Origin of the sequence: Bradyrhizobium sp. A11 (assembly GCF_042077125.1) — a bacterium.
Classification (GTDB): domain Bacteria; phylum Pseudomonadota; class Alphaproteobacteria; order Rhizobiales; family Xanthobacteraceae; genus Bradyrhizobium; species Bradyrhizobium japonicum_B.
On sequence record NZ_CP149509.1, the window covers coordinates 2,445,816 to 2,461,304 of the forward strand.

The window sequence follows — 15,489 nt, forward strand, 5'->3', positions numbered from 1 at the left end:
AAAGCGCTCACTTCTTGCACTTCTTGGCCGCCTCTTTGTCCGCATACGGACCACAATTATAGGCGTTGGTCAGTTCGTCCATGGTCTGCGGCCAGCTATCCATGGAGCCCGCCCGGGCACCATTCTGGGTCGTGCCGAGCTGGCTGATTCCCCCGTTCTTCACCTGCTGGGAATGACGTGGGTCTGCTTGTGCATCAACCGCGAAAGATGCGGAGAGAAAACCGGCTGTAAGAAGGCCGACGAACAGCGTCTTGGTAATCATGGTTTTGTCCTTTTGGAGTTTGAGTTCAGACATCCGTTGGTGGCTACGCAAATCGGACGGGTTCAAGATCAGCGCGGACGGCGTGACCGACATCACAATCAGCGATCAGCGATCAGCGATCAGCGATCAGTATTGTTGCCACGCGCGGCGCACGATCGATCGAACCGAGCATTCAGATGCTGCCACGTCCGCTTTTGGCCCATTGCAGTCATCGAGGACTGCATGCAAGCTGAACGGGGATCGGACGAGATAATTCGCAGAGGCTAGGTTCATGACAGCAACGCTTTGGGAGGTCCCGGTCCCTCCCACTCAGGTTGAATCTACAAGGATTGAGCAGTTGCCGAAGCGTATCACGCGCTTGGCCATTTCCTTAGTGGTGCTGAGGGATGATGTTGATGTGGTTCAATATCACGATCTTTCTTTTGAGGGGACCGAGCTATTCAAGTGCACCTATCTCACCTCTCTAACACGAGAGATGATCCGGTCAGCTTACGGCAAGTTCGTGGATTTAGGGCGTACTGAATTGTGGTCTCAAATTGCCGACAGATCGCAGAAAGAGAATATTCGGCACTTAATGATTTGCTTCGATGACGGCCCTTGTTACGAGGTTGTCTGCACCAGCTTTTCGCACTTGAAAAGATAAACTGTGATGTCGCCTGTTGGCCCTCAAGGGACCAATCGGGGCGAACTGGCCATGTCCCATCTTGAAGGTTAAACGGACCTGCGTCCGCGCGAGTTGATGGGGTTTAGGAGAACGCGTCGTAGTGAACTGTTAACAGGACACGGTTAGGTTGCGCTCGGTAATTTGAGTGCGCATCATGAGCCGCTTCATTCTTTTCACTTGCATGGCATTCGTCACCGCATTCGTCGGCGTGTCCTGGGCGATGCGTGGTTTTCCCACGACCGTCGCTTCCTCTTCACTGAGCGGAGAGTTGAAGGCGAGACTCACGACCTCGTTCGGCGACGAGAGTGTCAAGGTGCACGAACGCAAGGCGTGGGAAGCCAAGCACACCCTGCAAAGTGACAAGGATCCGCAGCTCGATGCGCTACGCATGGACGCGCTGCAGGCAGGCACCGCCTACGCGATGTCGCCGTGTGACAAGACGATGAAGGCGAACCTCATCGCGGCCACGTCGGCCTATGCGCGGGGCTACACGAAGATTTTCGACTGCCCCAATCCGGCACTGGCGATGTTCTGTAGCGAAAAGAAGCGTGATCAGGCCAACGCCGCATACTCGACGCCGCTCGACGTCCGCGTCCAGGCCCAGCTCGCCGAGGCGTTTGACCAAAAGGGAATCGTCAAGGAGGATTTCCCGGAGGAGATCCGCCTCACGGTACTCCAGTTTGCCGGGCCCGGCCTGTGGTCCGATCCGTCTCCTGTATGCCTGCCGCAGCAACGCGGGACGAATGCGCGATGAAACGTGCCTGGTTCATCGTCTGGGCCCTGGTCGTCTATCAGGTTGCAGCATGGGCATTTGCGCCGCAAAAGCCAGCCGAGCCTGCAAGGCCGACCGACGGTCCGGGCTATGGCACCAACGAAGCGATCTTCGTTGACGGGAGAGCAAGGACGCGCCGTGAAGCGACGCTGGCGTTCGAAATTCCTTATGGTTCGCGCTGCGCAGGTGAGGGCCGGAAGCGGTTCATCGGTTCGGTCAGCGGATATTACTATCGCCGTCAGAACGAGGCCGAACGTTACCCCGAGACCTTTGGCAGGCCCGGTGCGGACTACATCACGAAGCAATGGTCCACCGGCGAAGACAAGCGTCTCGAGCGACTGACGCAGGAAGCTTATGCGCAGGGCTATCTGCAACCGTCCGACTTCGACGACGTCGCACGCAAAACGGTTGAAGCAGTCGTCAGGGGGGAGCGCGTGACCGTGCGCGCCTGCGCAAACTGACATCGGGAGGAGGTTCGAAGGCATCGCTCCCTCGGTCCGTTCCGACAGATGGAACCGATGCGGCGGCTGGTCGCAGTCATTTTGCCTTGATTCCGACAGACGCACCTATATTTCTGGTCCGAACAAGAATCCGGGCCCCTCTGGCGAGGACGCCGACAATGTCGGCAAACCTCGTGATGTCGGATGACCTGTCCCGCGCGAATGCGATGGATTGGCCGATCGTCGGGCCCTTGATGTTCTCTCCGACTCCATCGACCCCCATCGCAGCTCCGTGCGGCCATTTCGCAAGACCAAGGGAGCAACGATGTCTGACGCCAAGCATTCAAATCCCATCGAGATCGAGATCGCAGAGCCGTCCAGCCTGAACGAGCAGGCCGCGGCCGCGCTGGTGATAGCCGGCGCGCTCGTCGCCGTGGCCGACCGGCAGGTTTCGCCGGTCGAGCGCGACGAGGTGATCCGGTTCATTAGGGATCGCGGCTTGGCGCCGCATCTCGACGACGAGAGACTGTTTGCAATGTTCGACGCACTCGCCGAACGGCTGGAGGAACCGGATTTCGCCAATGTCGTGATCGACACGCTGCGGCCGGTCTCGGACATGCCGTTGTCGTCACATCTGATGGAACTGTCGCAGCGGGTCGCGGCCGCCGACCAGGATGTCCATCCCCACGAAGTGCAGGCGATCAAACTGTTGCGCCTGCTGACGCTGGCGCTGCCGCGCGCGAAGCCGATCCCGTCGGGTCAGGGGCGCACCGAACGCCAATTGGCCACAGAGGAGTAAGCATGAGCGCAGCATCGAACGGGCGTACGCGTGAGGCCGCGGGTCCCGCCAGTGAGCTGGCGGGCGGTGACCCGCGCCTCGACAAGCTCGTCGATCGACTGCCGCCGCGCATGGGTGATACCGTCACCTATCTGCTCAAACCGTCGAGCCGCTGGGTCAGAATTCCCTCCGGCGCGCTGCTCATCTTCGGCGGCGTGTTGTCCTTCCTTCCGATTCTCGGTGTCTGGATGCTGCCGCTCGGCCTGGCTCTGCTCGCCGAGGACGTCCCTGCGCTGCGCACCTCCCGTTCAAAAGTCTTCGACTGGATCGAGCGCCGCAAGCCGCATTGGCTCGAATCGTCGGCCTCTAGGAATGATCAATCATGAGTGAACTCATCACCGCCGAAGCGCTGACCGCCCTGTTCCAAGTCATCCTGATCGACCTCGTTCTCGCCGGCGACAACGCCGTCGTCATCGGCCTTGCCGCAGCGGGATTGCCGGCCGAGCAGCGCCGCCGCGCCATCATCGTCGGCATCGCTGCCGCCACCGCGCTGCGCATCGCCTTTGCCGGCGTCGCGACCCAGCTGCTGCAGGTCATCGGCCTGTTGCTTGCCGGCGGCGTGCTGCTGCTCTGGGTGTGCTGGAAGATGTGGCGCGAGCTGCGCGAGCAGTCTGCGCATTCGCGGCAACTCGCCTTCAGCCATGGCGGCAGCCAGGACGCTGCCCCGGTGCAGTCAAAGACTTTCGGCCAGGCGGCGTTGCAGATCATTGCAGCCGACGTCTCGATGTCGCTCGACAACGTGCTCGCGGTCGCTGGCGCCGCGCGCGAGCACCCTTACATCCTCGCTTTCGGCCTGTTGCTCTCGGTCGCGATGATGGGCGTCGCCGCCGATCTGCTCGGCCGCGTGCTCCAGAAGCAGCGCTGGGTCGCCTATGTCGGTCTTGCCATCATCATTTACGTCGCCTTCGAGATGATCTATCGGGGTTCGCTCGAGCTCGCGCCTGTCATCGCGAGTCTCTGAGGCAGCATGCCTGCTTGCAACCCGGAGTGATCAATGACGCCTGAACCCAAAGAACCTTCGGCGCCGGCCGCGCCACTGCCGCCGGTCGGCCTGCTTCCGAAGCTGATCTTCGGCTCGCGCTGGCTGCAATTGCCGCTCTATGTCGGCCTCATCGTCGCCCAGGCCGTCTATGTGCTGTTGTTCCTGAAGGAGCTTTGGCATCTCGTCTTGCACTCGTTCGACGCCAGCGAGCAGCAGATCATGCTGGTCGTGCTCGGGCTGATCGACGTGGTCATGATCTCGAACCTGCTGATCATGGTGATCGTGGGCGGCTACGAGACCTTTGTTTCACGGCTGAACCTCACCGGCCATCCCGACGAGCCGGAATGGCTCGGTCACGTCAATGCCAGCGTGCTCAAGATCAAGCTCGCGATGGCGATCATCGGCATCTCCTCGATCTCGCTGCTCAGGACCTTCATCGAGGCCGGCAATCTCGGCACGACGCGCAGCAATTTCACCGAGAGCGGTGTGATGTGGCAGGTGCTGATTCACATGACCTTCATCGTCTCCGCGGTCGGCATCGCCTGGGTCGACCGCCTCAGCGAGAGCGGCCATCGCGAGAAAGCCGTCCACAACTGACGAATCCGGCCGCCTGAGACCTCCCGAGCGGTCAAGCCTGGAGCCCGCCTGATCCTCCGATCCGGCGGGCTCTTTTTTGCAGGATCGATAAAATTGTCTGCAATCCGTTCAGCGGCGGCAAAGCCTGCGGACAAGAAGCCCGGCGCCTTAAACCAGGCCTTTGGAACCGGTCTGCATCCTGCCCGCAAAAGGGCAGGGCTATGGGCATGGCAATTCTCAGGGAGACCGTCGCAGCCGTCGCGGGAGTCTACGCATTCCTGCTGCTCTGTGACGCATTGTTCGGGGTCGGCGAGGCGCGCTTCGACGACGCCTATTACCGCGCCAGCTTCTACGCGCCGCGGCCGAAGGAGTTTCGGTTTGCGAGCGACACGCCGCCGGCGGTCCGCGTCAGCGAGGCATTCGCGCAATTCGCGCCGGGCGATGCAAAACCGAACAGGCGGTACTCGTCGCTCACGACCATCATTCGTTGACACGGTCTCATTCCCCCTGGACCCATTCCGCGACGCCGCGCCATAGCGTGTCGCGGTGTTCGGGGCGGAAGAAGCCGAAATGGCCGATGGCCTTGGCGCCGACCTCGGACGGCTTCACCGTCAGCACCTCCGGCTTGATCGCGGAGAACCCGCTCGTGAGCAGCTCGACCGCGGGCCGCGTCGCCCAGGGATCGTCGGAGAAGCACAGCGCGCGCAGCTCGCCCTTGAACCGGGTGAAATTGTCCAGCGCCGGCAGCTTGGAATCGAAGAGATAGCGGGGGCTCGAGACCCACTCGGCCCATTGCAGGAAGACCCCCTTGGGCAGATCCTCGCCGATCCCGGCCCAGCCCGGCGCATAGCCGAGCACGTGGGCCAGCGGTACGCCGATCAGGTTCATGAAAGCGAAGACGCGGTACTTCTCGGGTGAAGTCATCAGCCGCCAGGTCGCGGCCTGCGAGGCCACCAGGGCCGCGCGGGAGATGTCGGTATTGTTCTCGATCAGTCCGAGCGCCTGGCCGCCGAAGGAATGGCCGATATAGGCGAGCGGCAGCGTATTGTACCGCTCGCGCATCCAGCGCACCGCGGCGGTGACGTCGAGCGCGGCCCAGTCCGACATCGAGGCCTTGAAGCCGACCAGCGACTTCGGCCGGTTGTAGCCGACCATCGCCGGCAGGCGGGAATCGCCGATGCCGCGATAGTCGTAAGTGAGCACTGCGCAGCCGCGATGGGCGAGGTAGGAAGCAAAGCCGCGATAGATCTTGCGCGGGACCGCGGTCGCCGAGCTGATCAGCACCGCGTGGCGCTTGGCACCTCGCGGCAGGAACAGGGTGCCGGTGAGCCCATACCCGTCGGCCGCCGGGAAGCTGATCTCGTCGATGAAAACGTCGTCCAATGCCGCGCCCATGGCCAGAAGGTATTTGCCAGTTTCCTCAAGCTTTCCCAGCAAATGCGAATTTGGCTTTCGCCGCAAGGGCTTGCGGCGCCAAACGGATTTACAACTGGCGGGGCGCAGCGAGCCTGTGTATAAGGCGGCCCTCACAACCCCTAGATCAGGTTGTGCTTTTTTGCTTCACGGAGAGATTGCGATGTCCGAGCGGTGGACGCCCGAGTCCTGGCGCAGCAAGCCGGTGCTACAGGTGCCCGACTATCCCGACGCCAAGGCCCTGGCCGACGTCGAGGCGCAGCTTGCGACCTTTCCGCCGCTGGTGTTCGCGGGCGAGGCACGCAACCTGAAGAAGGCCCTGGGCCGCGTTGCGGCCGGCGAGGCCTTCCTGCTTCAGGGCGGCGACTGCGCCGAGAGCTTTGCCGAGCACGGCGCCAACAACATCCGCGACTTCTTCCGCGTGCTGCTGCAGATGGCGGTGGTCCTGACCTATGCCGGCGCGGTGCCGGTGGTGAAGGTCGGCCGGATCGCCGGGCAGTTCGCCAAGCCGCGCTCGTCGCCGACGGAGAAGGTGAACGGCGTCGAGCTGCCGAGCTATCGCGGCGACATCGTCAACGACATCGCCTTCACCAGGGATGCGCGCGTCCCCGATCCGCAGCGCCAGCTGATGGCCTATCGCCAGTCGGCCGCGACGCTCAACCTGCTGCGCGCCTTCGCCACCGGCGGCTTCGCCAATCTCGGCAGCGTGCATCAATGGATGCTGGGATTCCTCAAGGATTCCCCGCAGTCCCGCCGCTACAAGGAGCTGGCCGACCGCATCTCCGACGCGCTCAACTTCATGCGCGCCTGCGGCCTCGACCTCGAGAGCCATCCGGAGCTGCGCGCCACCGATTTCTACACCAGCCACGAGGCATTGCTGCTCGGCTACGAGCAGGCCCTGACCCGCGTCGATTCCACCACCGGGGACTGGTACGCGACCTCGGGCCACATGATCTGGATCGGCGACCGCACCCGCCAGCTCGACCACGGCCATGTCGAATATTTCCGCGGCATCAAGAACCCGATCGGGCTGAAGTGCGGCCCGTCGCTGAAGCCCGACGAGCTGTTGAAGCTGATCGATGTGCTCAACCCCGACAACGAGCCGGGCCGGTTGACGCTGATCGGCCGCTTCGGCTCGGACAAGATCGGCGAGCACCTGCCGAACATGATCCGCGCCGTGAAGCGCGAGGGCCGGGTGGTGGTCTGGTCCTGCGATCCCATGCACGGCAACACCATCACCTCTACGTCCGGTTACAAGACGCGCCCCTTCGACCGCATCCTGTCCGAGGTGAAGTCGTTCTTCGCGATCCATGCCGCCGAAGGCACCCATGCCGGCGGCGTGCATCTGGAGATGACGGGCCAGGACGTCACCGAATGCCTCGGCGGCGCCCGCGCGATCACCGATGAGGACCTCAACGACCGCTATCACACGGTCTGCGATCCCCGTCTTAATGCCGAGCAATCCATCGACATGGCTTTCCTGGTCGCTGAGCTGCTCAAGCAGGAGCGCGCCGGCAAGGCCCAGCCGATGCCGGTCGCAGCGGGGCTCTGACACCTTGCTGCGGATCTGGAAGGCCACGATCAATTCCCGTAACGGTCTGGCCTTTGCGTTCAAATCGGAGCAGGCCGTCCGCGAGGAGATCTTTGCGCTTCTGCTGTCGGTGCCGCTCGCCTGGCTGATCGGCGCGACCGCGATGCGGGCCGTGGAGCTGGTCTGCGCCGTCGCCTTCGTGCTGACGGTCGAGCTCCTCAACACCGCGATCGAGAAGCTCGCCGACCGCCTGACCATGGACCACGACAAGCAGATCGGCCGGGTCAAGGACATGGGCTCGGCGGCGGTCGGCGTGGCGTTGCTCATGGCCGGTGCGTTCTGGATTTTCGCCATCGTCGAGCGGTTGGGTTTCGTCTAACGAGGAACGGATAAGGGCGCCCGATGACCGAACGTCTCGCCGCATTCGCGGTCACGCTCGCCCAGCTCAATCCGACCATGGGCGACATCGCGGGCAATGCCGCCAAGGCGCGGACGGCGCGCGCGCGAGCGGTCGCCGAAGGCGCCGATCTCGTGCTGTTTCCGGAATTGTTCATCGCCGGCTATCCGCCGGAAGACCTCGTGCAGAAGCCGGCCTTCCAGGCCGCCTGCCGCGCCGCGATCGAAGCCCTGGCGCGCGAGACCGCCGATGGCGGGCCTGCCATGCTGGTTGGCACGCCCTGGCTCGAGGAGGGCAAGCTCTACAATGCCTGCGCGCTGCTCGACGGCGGCCGCATCGCGAGCCTGCGCTTCAAATGCAACCTGCCGAATTACGGCGTCTTCGACGAGAAGCGGCTGTTTTCGCGCGGGCCGGCGGCGGGACCGGTGACCGTGCGCGGCGTGCGCATCGGCGTGCCGATCTGCGAGGACATCTGGCTGGAGGAGTCCGAGGATTACGAGAACGTGGTCGAGACGCTGGCCGAGACCGGCGCCGAGATCATCCTGGTTCCGAACGGCTCGCCTTACGCCCGCGACAAGAACGACGTGCGCCTGTCGGTCGCGGTCGCGCGCGTCACCGAGAGCGGGCTGCCGCTGGTCTATCTCAACCAGGTCGGCGGCCAGGACGAGCTGGTGTTCGACGGCGCCTCCTTCGCGCTCAACGGCGATCTCTCGCTCGCGGCGCAATTGCCGGCATTCGAGGACAGCATCGTCACGCTGCGCTTCACCCGCAACGGCGAGGATTGGCGCTGCGCGGGGCCGGTCGCTGCGCTGCCTGAAGGCGACAAGGCCGATTACGCCGCTTGCGTGCTGGGCTTGCGCGACTATGTCGGCAAGAACGGCTTTCCCGGCGTGCTGCTCGGCATTTCCGGCGGCATCGATTCAGCTTTGTGCGCGGCCATCGCGGTCGATGCGCTCGGTGTCGATCAGGTGCATGGCGTGATGCTGCCGTATCGCTACACGGCGGCACATTCGATTGCGGATGCGGGCGAGCTCGCCGGCCATCTCGGCATCCGCTACGAGGTGCTGCCGATCGCGGAAGCCGTCAATGGATTCGAGACCATCCTTTCGGGCCTGTTCAAGAATCTGCCGCCTGATGTCACCGAGGAGAATCTCCAGGCCCGCACCCGCGGCACGCTCCTGATGGCGATCTCCAACAAGACCGGCCTGATGGTGGTGACGACAGGCAACAAGTCCGAGATGTCGGTCGGCTACGCCACGCTCTATGGCGACATGAACGGCGGCTTCAATCCGATCAAGGATATCTACAAGACGCAGGTGTTCCGGCTGGCAAGCTTGCGCAACAGCTGGAAGCCGGACGGCGCGCTCGGACCCGCCGGCGAGGTGATCCCTCCCGACATCATCACGCGGCCGCCGACCGCGGAGCTGCGCGAGAACCAGACCGACCAGGATTCGCTGCCGCCCTATGACGTGCTCGATCCCATCCTGGAGCGCCTGGTCGAGCGCGAAGAGCCGCTGGACCGGATCATTGCCGCCGGCTTCGACCGCGAGATCGTCACCCGCATCGACCATCTGCTCAACGTCGCCGAATACAAGCGCCGCCAAGCCGCGCCCGGCGTCAAGGTCACGCCAAGGAATTTCGGCCGCGACCGCCGCTATCCCATCACCAACCGCTTTCGCGACAAGGGTGAACCATTGCCTGCGGCGGACGAAGCGCTGGTGTCGCGCGCGAGCAAGGCGTCGATCGACGCGTTCGAGGGGTGAGTTGATCGGAGTAGGGTGGGCAAAGCGAAGCGTGCCCACGAGTTCTTCGCTGTTGTCAAAGATCGTGGGCACGGCGCAAGTGCGCCTTTGCCCACCCTACGGACTCATTCCACTGTCATCATCCGCGAAAGCGGATGATCCAGTACTCCGCGGCGTGCGTCGTGAAAACCAACTGCCGCCGCGGAGTACTCGATGCCTGCCTTCGCGGGCATGACAGACGAGTTTGTGGCTGGTTATTTCTGCTGCTGCGGAAGGAAGGTCGGGCCTACCGAGCGGATCGGCTTGTTCTCCGACGAGGTCGCGGGGGCTGCATCCGCCGGCGGCGTTGCAGCCGGTGCATTCGCGGTCGTCGGCGCGGGAGCGGCGCCCTTCTTGGCGTTGGCAGGCGTGCCCTTGTTGAGCCGCTGCTGCTGCATCTTCTTGGCGCTCTCCTCGGTGACGATGATGTCGCCCTGCTGCTCGGCCGCGGCCTTGTCGTCGGCGGATTTCAGCGCATCCGCCCAGGTCTGCCCTGCGGCCTTGCAGGAGCAGGACGGATTGAACTCGCTGCGGAATTTGAACGCGGTCGGCAGCGCCGTGTAGGGCTGGCCGCTGATCGAGACCGCGGAGTTCATGTCTTCGCCGGGATTGCGATGGGTGTAGAGCACGGCTTCCGCGGCCGGGCAGAGCGCCTTGCAGGTCTTCTCGTCGTCGGGGAAGCGCGCCGGCACCGTCGCGAACGAGACCGGGAAATAGGCGCCGTCGCAGGTGCGCACGCACACGGTGCGGAAGGTGCCGGATTGCGGTCCGAGATCGGAGGGCGGCACGCCTTGCGGATTGCCGGCGTTGTTGCCGCCGAACAGGTTGCTCAGGAAGTTGCCGCCGCCTTGCGACTGCGCGGCATTGGCATATTGCGGGCCGCAATTGTTCTGCGCCAGCGCCGCCAGCACCGAGCGGCGCTGGGCGTCGCGTTCCGGGCTGAAGCCGCCGGGGCCGCCACCGCGCAGGCGCTCGAGATTGCCGGTTATCTGGTCCAGATTGGCGCGCATCTGCTGGATCTGGGTGTTGACCGGGCCGCATTGCGCCGACTGGCCGTTGAACAGCGAGAAGAAGCCGGAGGAATCGCAGCCCATGCGCTTGGCCTGCATGGTGACGCGATCGAGCTCGGCCTGCTGGCGGGTCTGGGAATCCTGGTAGCGGCGGACCTGCTCCTCGCGCGCGGGGTCGCCCCCGCCGCCGCGGTCCAGCGCGGCGAGCTGCCCCTCCAGGCGCACGCACATCGGATTTGGCCCGACGCCGTTCTGGCCCGCTTGCGGCGGCGGTCCGGGCGGACCGGCCTGCGCGAAAGCACCGGTGACGAGCACGGCCGTGCTCAACAGCACGGTGCAGGCAAGGAGACAGCGAGCACGGGAGGGAGACAGAAATTCAGGCATATCCGCCATTCTAGCGAGGTCACGGCCCAATGTGACTATCCACCAACTTGACTTGGAGGGCCGAAGCGCGCCCTCCCAATAGCCGCTTCCTGCGGCATCGTCACGTCGTTTCAGGGGGCCAAGGACCGGCCTAAGCTGCGCCAGCTCCGAGCAAATTCAGCGCTGGCAGGTGATTGCGACATATTCGTCGCAATGGCCATGGGAGCAATTTGTGCCGGATTTGGGGACGGAGCCGGTAATTTCGTCGGGATCGACCCGGCGATAGGCTGATGCCTGGGCAAAATCTCGTGACTGGCAATAGGTGCGCGCGGCGGAGGCGCCGCATTTGTCACCTTTGGCCAGGCACTGGTCGACGCCGTAGCCGCTGGCCTGGTTGGCGATGATGAAGACGCGGGTCTCGGCGCAAGCGCCGGAGGCGGCGAAGACGAAGGCGCTGGAAATGAGCGCGGGCAAGAATCGCATGAAAAGGCACCGGGGCAAAAAGGGGAACTGCCGGTTCCAGAATGGGCTCAAATGGTTAGGGGATCGTGAACCCTCATGACGGACGCGCCTTGCAGGAGACCAAACGGCGGTTGTCGCGGCTCTCTTGACGCAGGGGCGCCTGATGGCCCATATGTTCCGCATGAACGGTCTCCTCGCCATTTGCGCCATTTGCCGCGAGATTACGAGCTAGCGATTCGCTGGCTGGAGCCGTCTTTTCTCAAACACGTTGAGAGCCTTGGACGCCCGGCCGCAAGGGATGGGTTGTCATGGAATTGCGCCTCTACGATACGCTGAGCCGGGACAAGCGCGCCTTCGTGCCGCTCGATGCCAGCAACGTCCGCATGTATGTGTGCGGGCCGACCGTCTATGACTTCGCCCATATCGGCAATGCGCGGCCGGTGATCGTGTTCGACGTGCTGTTTCGGCTGCTGCGTCACGCCTACGGCGAGGCGCACGTCAAATATGTCCGCAACATCACCGACGTCGACGACAAGATCAACGACCGTGCCGCGCGCGATTTTCCCGGCCTGCCGCTGAATGAGGCGATCCGCAAGGTGACGGAGGAGACGGGCCGGCAGTTTCATGCCGACGTCGACGCGCTGGGCTGCCTGCGGCCGAGCGTCGAGCCGCGCGCGACCGAGCATATCGCCGAGATGCGCGAGATCATCGAACGGCTCGTGAAGGGCGGCTTCGCCTATGTCGCCGAGGACCACGTGCTGTTCTCGCCGCAGGCGATGAACGCGGCCAATTCCTCGCTGCCGCGCTATGGCACGCTGTCGAAGCGGTCACTCGACGAGATGATCGCAGGTGCGCGCGTCGATGTCGCGCCTTACAAGCGTGATGCGACCGATTTCGTGCTGTGGAAGCCGTCCAAGCCCGGTGAGCCCTCATGGCCGTCGCCGGTCGGCATCAAGGCCGAGGGCCGTCCGGGCTGGCACATCGAGTGCTCGGCGATGGCCTGGAAGCATCTCGGCGAGCATTTCGACATTCATGGCGGCGGCATCGATCTCGTGTTTCCGCATCACGAGAACGAGGTCGCGCAGAGCTGCTGCGCCTTCCACCGCGAGCGCATGGCGAACTATTGGATGCACAACGGCTTCCTCCAGGTCGAGGGCGAGAAGATGTCGAAGAGCCTCGGCAACTTCATCACGATCCACGAGCTGCTCAAGGACTGGCCGGGCGAGGTGCTGCGCCTGAACATGCTGAAGACGCATTACCGTTCGCCGATCGACTGGACCATGAAGTCGCTGGAGGAGAGCGCCAAGACGCTCGACGACTGGTATCGCGTCGCGGCGGACGTCGAGCCCGGCAAGCCGGCTGCGTCCGTCGTCGAGCCGCTGCTCGACGATCTCAACACGCCGCTGGCGATCGCGGCACTGCATGGCCTGCGCGGCGGAGACGTGAGCGCCCTGGCGGGATCGCTGCGGCTGCTCGGTTTCCTGTCCGAGAGCGCTGCGCAGTGGGAGGGCCGCAAGCAGCAGGCAAGCGGCGTCGATGCCAGGGAAGTCGAGCGCCTGATCGCGGAGCGGACTGCCGCCCGTAGCCGCAAGGACTTTGGGGAATCCGACCGCATTCGTGATCTGCTCGCCGCGATGGGCGTTGCGATCAAGGACTCCAAGGAAGGAACCACGTGGGAGATCGCGCGATGAAGCGGCCCGACACGCCTTTCCCGCGGCACTGGATCTATTACATCGCGCTGAAGATTGCGCTGCTCGCGGGCGCCGTGGCGCTGGTGCTCAAGCTCTATGGGATGTGGTGAGGACGATGGGACAGACTTTGCCAAAGCCCGCACTTAGGCCGTTCCTGCCCGAGGACGTCCCGCTGCTCGCCGCGATCTTCACCGCCAGCATCGAAGAGCTGACCGGCGAGGATTATAGCGAGGCGCAGCAGCAGGCCTGGATGGAGCTCGCGGAAGGCGAAGAGTTCGGCAAGCACCTCGCGGCCGACCTGACGCTGATCGCGACCATCGAAGGCTCGCCGGTTGGTTTTGCGTCGCTGCGCGGCAACGACCACATCCGCATGCTCTATGTGCATCCGGCCGTCGCCGGGTACGGCATCGCCACCATGCTGGTCGACGCGCTGGAGAAGCTTGCCGGCGGCCGCGGCGTGCAAAGCCTCACCGTCGACGCCAGCGACAACGCGCAGGGCTTCTTCGCCAAGCGCGGCTATGTCGCCATGCAGCGCAACAGCATCACCGTCAACGACGAGTGGCTCGCCAACACCACCATGAAGAAGACGCTCGGAGCAGCGCAATGAGCAAAGAGCGTCTTTATCTGTTCGACACCACGCTGCGCGACGGTGCGCAGACCAACGGCGTCGATTTCACGCTGACCGACAAGCAGGTCATCGCCGCGATGCTCGACGACCTCGGCATCGACTATGTCGAGGGCGGCTATCCCGGCGCCAACCCGCTCGACAGCGAGTTCTTTGCCAGCAAGCCGAAGCTCAATCATGCTCGCTTCACCGCGTTCGGCATGACGCGCCGGGCCGGGCGCTCGGTCTCGAACGATCCCGGCGTGGCCGGCTTGTTGGAAGCGAAGGCGGATGCGATCTGCTTCGTGGCAAAAGCCTCGGCCTATCAGGTGCGCGTCGCGCTGGAGACGACGAAGGAAGAGAACCTTGCCTCGATCCGCGACAGCGTGGCGGCCGCGAAGGCCGCCGGCCGCGAGGTCATGCTCGATTGCGAGCATTTCTTCGACGGCTACAAGGAAGATTCCGCTTTCGCGCTGGCCTGCGCCAAAGCGGCCTTCGATGCCGGCGCGCGCTGGGTGGTGCTGTGCGACACCAACGGCGGCACCATGCCTGACGAGGTCGAGGCCATCGTCACCGAGGTGACGAAGCACATCCCCGGCGATCACGTCGGCATCCACGCCCATAACGACACCGAGCAGGCGGTGGCCAATTCGCTCGCCGCGGTGCGGGCCGGCGCGCGGCAGATCCAGGGCACGCTGAACGGCCTCGGCGAGCGCTGCGGCAACGCCAATCTCTGCTCGTTGATCCCGACGCTGAAGTTGAAGCAGGGTTTTGCCGATTCCTTCGAGATCGGCGTCACCACGGAGAAGCTGGCGACCCTCGTCAAGGTCTCGCGCACGCTCGACGACATGCTCAACCGCGTCCCGAACCGGCATGCTCCTTACGTCGGCGAGAGCGCCTTCGTCACCAAGACCGGCATTCATGCCTCCGCGGTGTTGAAGGACCCGCAGACCTACGAGCACGTGCTGCCGGAGACGGTGGGCAATCACCGCAAGGTGCTGGTCTCGGACCAGGCCGGACGGTCCAACGTCATCGCCGAGCTCGAGCGGGCCGGCATTCCCTACGAGAAGAGCGATCCGAAGCTGACGCGCCTCGTCGAGGAGTTGAAGGAGCGCGAGGCGCAAGGCTACGCCTATGAGTCCGCCAACGCGTCGTTCGAGCTGCTGGCGCGTCGCACGCTCGGCAAGGTGCCGCATTATTTCCAGGTCGAGCAGTTCGACGTCAATGTCGAGCAGCGCTACAACGCGCTCGGCGAGCGCGTCACCGTGGCGCTCGCGGTGGTGAAGGTCGACGTCGCCGGCGAGCACCTGATCTCGGCCGCCGAAGGCAACGGTCCTGTCAACGCGCTCGACGTCGCCATGCGCAAGGACCTCGGCAAGTACCAGAAGTACATCGAGGGCTTGAGGCTGATCGATTACCGGGTGCGTATCCTCAACGGCGGCACCGGCGCGGTCACGCGCGTGCTGATCGAGAGCGAGGACGAGAACGGCGACAGCTGGACCACGGTCGGCGTCTCCCCGAACATCATCGACGCCTCGTTCCAGGCGCTGATGGATTCGGTGATCTACAAGCTCGTGAAGTCGGGCGCGCCGGCGTAGGGGACGGCGTCGCGACAAGCGCCGTCATTGCGAGGAGCGAAGCGACGAAGCAATCCAGACTGTTTCCGCGGGCGCGCCCTGGATTGCTTCGCTTCGTTCGCAATG

17 protein-coding genes are annotated in these 15,489 nt (G+C 64.1%); 13 read left to right on the forward strand and 4 right to left on the reverse strand.

The features are described 5' to 3' along the window. Positions 1-7 precede the first annotated feature (7 nt). The gene (locus WI560_RS11235; protein ID WP_375308048.1) at positions 8-355 is read right to left on the reverse strand and encodes a hypothetical protein; all 348 of its coding nucleotides are present in this window, start codon (positions 353-355) and stop codon (positions 8-10) included. Between the two features lie 725 nt (positions 356-1,080). Between WI560_RS11235 and WI560_RS11240 the strand changes: the two genes are divergently transcribed. The 7 genes from WI560_RS11240 to WI560_RS11270 all read left to right on the forward strand — a co-directional run bounded on the left by WI560_RS11240 (position 1,081) and on the right by WI560_RS11270 (position 5,025). After that, positions 1,081-1,680 (forward strand): hypothetical protein, encoded by a 600-nt coding sequence (locus WI560_RS11240; RefSeq protein ID WP_375308049.1) that lies wholly within the window; start codon positions 1,081-1,083, stop codon positions 1,678-1,680. Continuing rightward, the gene (locus tag WI560_RS11245; protein ID WP_375308050.1) at positions 1,677-2,159 is read left to right on the forward strand and encodes a hypothetical protein; all 483 of its coding nucleotides are present in this window, start codon (positions 1,677-1,679) and stop codon (positions 2,157-2,159) included. The genes WI560_RS11240 and WI560_RS11245 overlap by 4 nt, the downstream gene beginning before the upstream one ends. A 304-nt stretch (positions 2,160-2,463) precedes the next feature. Next, positions 2,464-2,937, forward strand: coding sequence for a TerB family tellurite resistance protein (locus WI560_RS11250; RefSeq protein ID WP_375308819.1), 474 nt, complete (start codon positions 2,464-2,466; stop codon positions 2,935-2,937). Between the two features lie 2 nt (positions 2,938-2,939). After that, positions 2,940-3,302 (forward strand): hypothetical protein, encoded by a 363-nt coding sequence (locus WI560_RS11255; RefSeq protein WP_375308051.1) that lies wholly within the window; start codon positions 2,940-2,942, stop codon positions 3,300-3,302. Then, a complete protein-coding gene (locus WI560_RS11260; RefSeq protein ID WP_375308052.1) occupies positions 3,299-3,937 on the forward strand; it encodes a TerC family protein in 639 nt (212 codons plus the stop codon). The genes WI560_RS11255 and WI560_RS11260 overlap by 4 nt, the downstream gene beginning before the upstream one ends. 33 nt (positions 3,938-3,970) lie before the next feature. Beyond that, positions 3,971-4,555 carry a TIGR00645 family protein gene (locus WI560_RS11265; RefSeq protein ID WP_375308053.1) on the forward strand — a complete coding sequence of 195 codons (585 nt, stop codon included), beginning with the start codon at positions 3,971-3,973 and terminating at the stop codon, positions 4,553-4,555. A 206-nt stretch (positions 4,556-4,761) separates the two neighbouring features. Next, positions 4,762-5,025: a hypothetical protein gene (locus WI560_RS11270; protein ID WP_375308054.1), complete on the forward strand. Its 264-nt coding sequence runs from the start codon at positions 4,762-4,764 to the stop codon at positions 5,023-5,025. Positions 5,026-5,032: 7 nt separating this feature from the next. On the opposite strand, the gene WI560_RS11275 is transcribed toward WI560_RS11270, so the two are convergent. Then, positions 5,033-5,929: an alpha/beta fold hydrolase gene (locus WI560_RS11275; protein WP_375308055.1), complete on the reverse strand. Its 897-nt coding sequence runs from the start codon at positions 5,927-5,929 to the stop codon at positions 5,033-5,035. A gap of 181 nt (positions 5,930-6,110) precedes the next feature. Here WI560_RS11275 and WI560_RS11280 point away from each other — a divergent pair, with 181 nt between their 5' ends. The 3 genes from WI560_RS11280 to WI560_RS11290 are packed head-to-tail and all read left to right on the forward strand — an operon-like array spanning position 6,111 to position 9,638. Continuing rightward, complete coding sequence (locus WI560_RS11280; protein ID WP_375308056.1) at positions 6,111-7,499, forward strand: class II 3-deoxy-7-phosphoheptulonate synthase; 1,389 nt, start codon at positions 6,111-6,113, stop codon at positions 7,497-7,499. A 4-nt stretch (positions 7,500-7,503) separates the two neighbouring features. Then, positions 7,504-7,857, forward strand: a complete 354-nt coding sequence (locus tag WI560_RS11285; protein ID WP_375308057.1) for a diacylglycerol kinase — start codon at positions 7,504-7,506, stop codon at positions 7,855-7,857. Between the two features lie 23 nt (positions 7,858-7,880). Then, a complete protein-coding gene (locus WI560_RS11290; protein ID WP_375308058.1) occupies positions 7,881-9,638 on the forward strand; it encodes an NAD+ synthase in 1,758 nt (585 codons plus the stop codon). 233 nt (positions 9,639-9,871) lie between these two features. Here the strand turns inward: WI560_RS11290 and WI560_RS11295 are convergent, their stop codons facing one another. After that, the gene (locus WI560_RS11295) at positions 9,872-11,059 is read right to left on the reverse strand and encodes a DUF2865 domain-containing protein (protein WP_375308059.1); all 1,188 of its coding nucleotides are present in this window, start codon (positions 11,057-11,059) and stop codon (positions 9,872-9,874) included. A 147-nt stretch (positions 11,060-11,206) separates the two neighbouring features. Beyond that, complete coding sequence (locus WI560_RS11300) at positions 11,207-11,512, reverse strand: hypothetical protein (RefSeq protein WP_257177765.1); 306 nt, start codon at positions 11,510-11,512, stop codon at positions 11,207-11,209. A 287-nt stretch (positions 11,513-11,799) separates the two neighbouring features. Here WI560_RS11300 and cysS point away from each other — a divergent pair, with 287 nt between their 5' ends. The 3 genes from cysS to cimA all read left to right on the forward strand — a co-directional run bounded on the left by cysS (position 11,800) and on the right by cimA (position 15,384). Continuing rightward, positions 11,800-13,182, forward strand: coding sequence for a cysteine--tRNA ligase (cysS, locus tag WI560_RS11305; protein WP_375308060.1), 1,383 nt, complete (start codon positions 11,800-11,802; stop codon positions 13,180-13,182). Positions 13,183-13,297: 115 nt separating this feature from the next. After that, positions 13,298-13,789, forward strand: a complete 492-nt coding sequence (locus WI560_RS11310; protein WP_375308061.1) for a GNAT family N-acetyltransferase — start codon at positions 13,298-13,300, stop codon at positions 13,787-13,789. Continuing rightward, positions 13,786-15,384: a citramalate synthase gene (gene cimA / locus WI560_RS11315; RefSeq protein WP_375308062.1), complete on the forward strand. Its 1,599-nt coding sequence runs from the start codon at positions 13,786-13,788 to the stop codon at positions 15,382-15,384. Before WI560_RS11310 ends, cimA begins: the two co-directional genes overlap by 4 nt. The last annotated feature ends 105 nt before the right edge of the window (positions 15,385-15,489 follow it).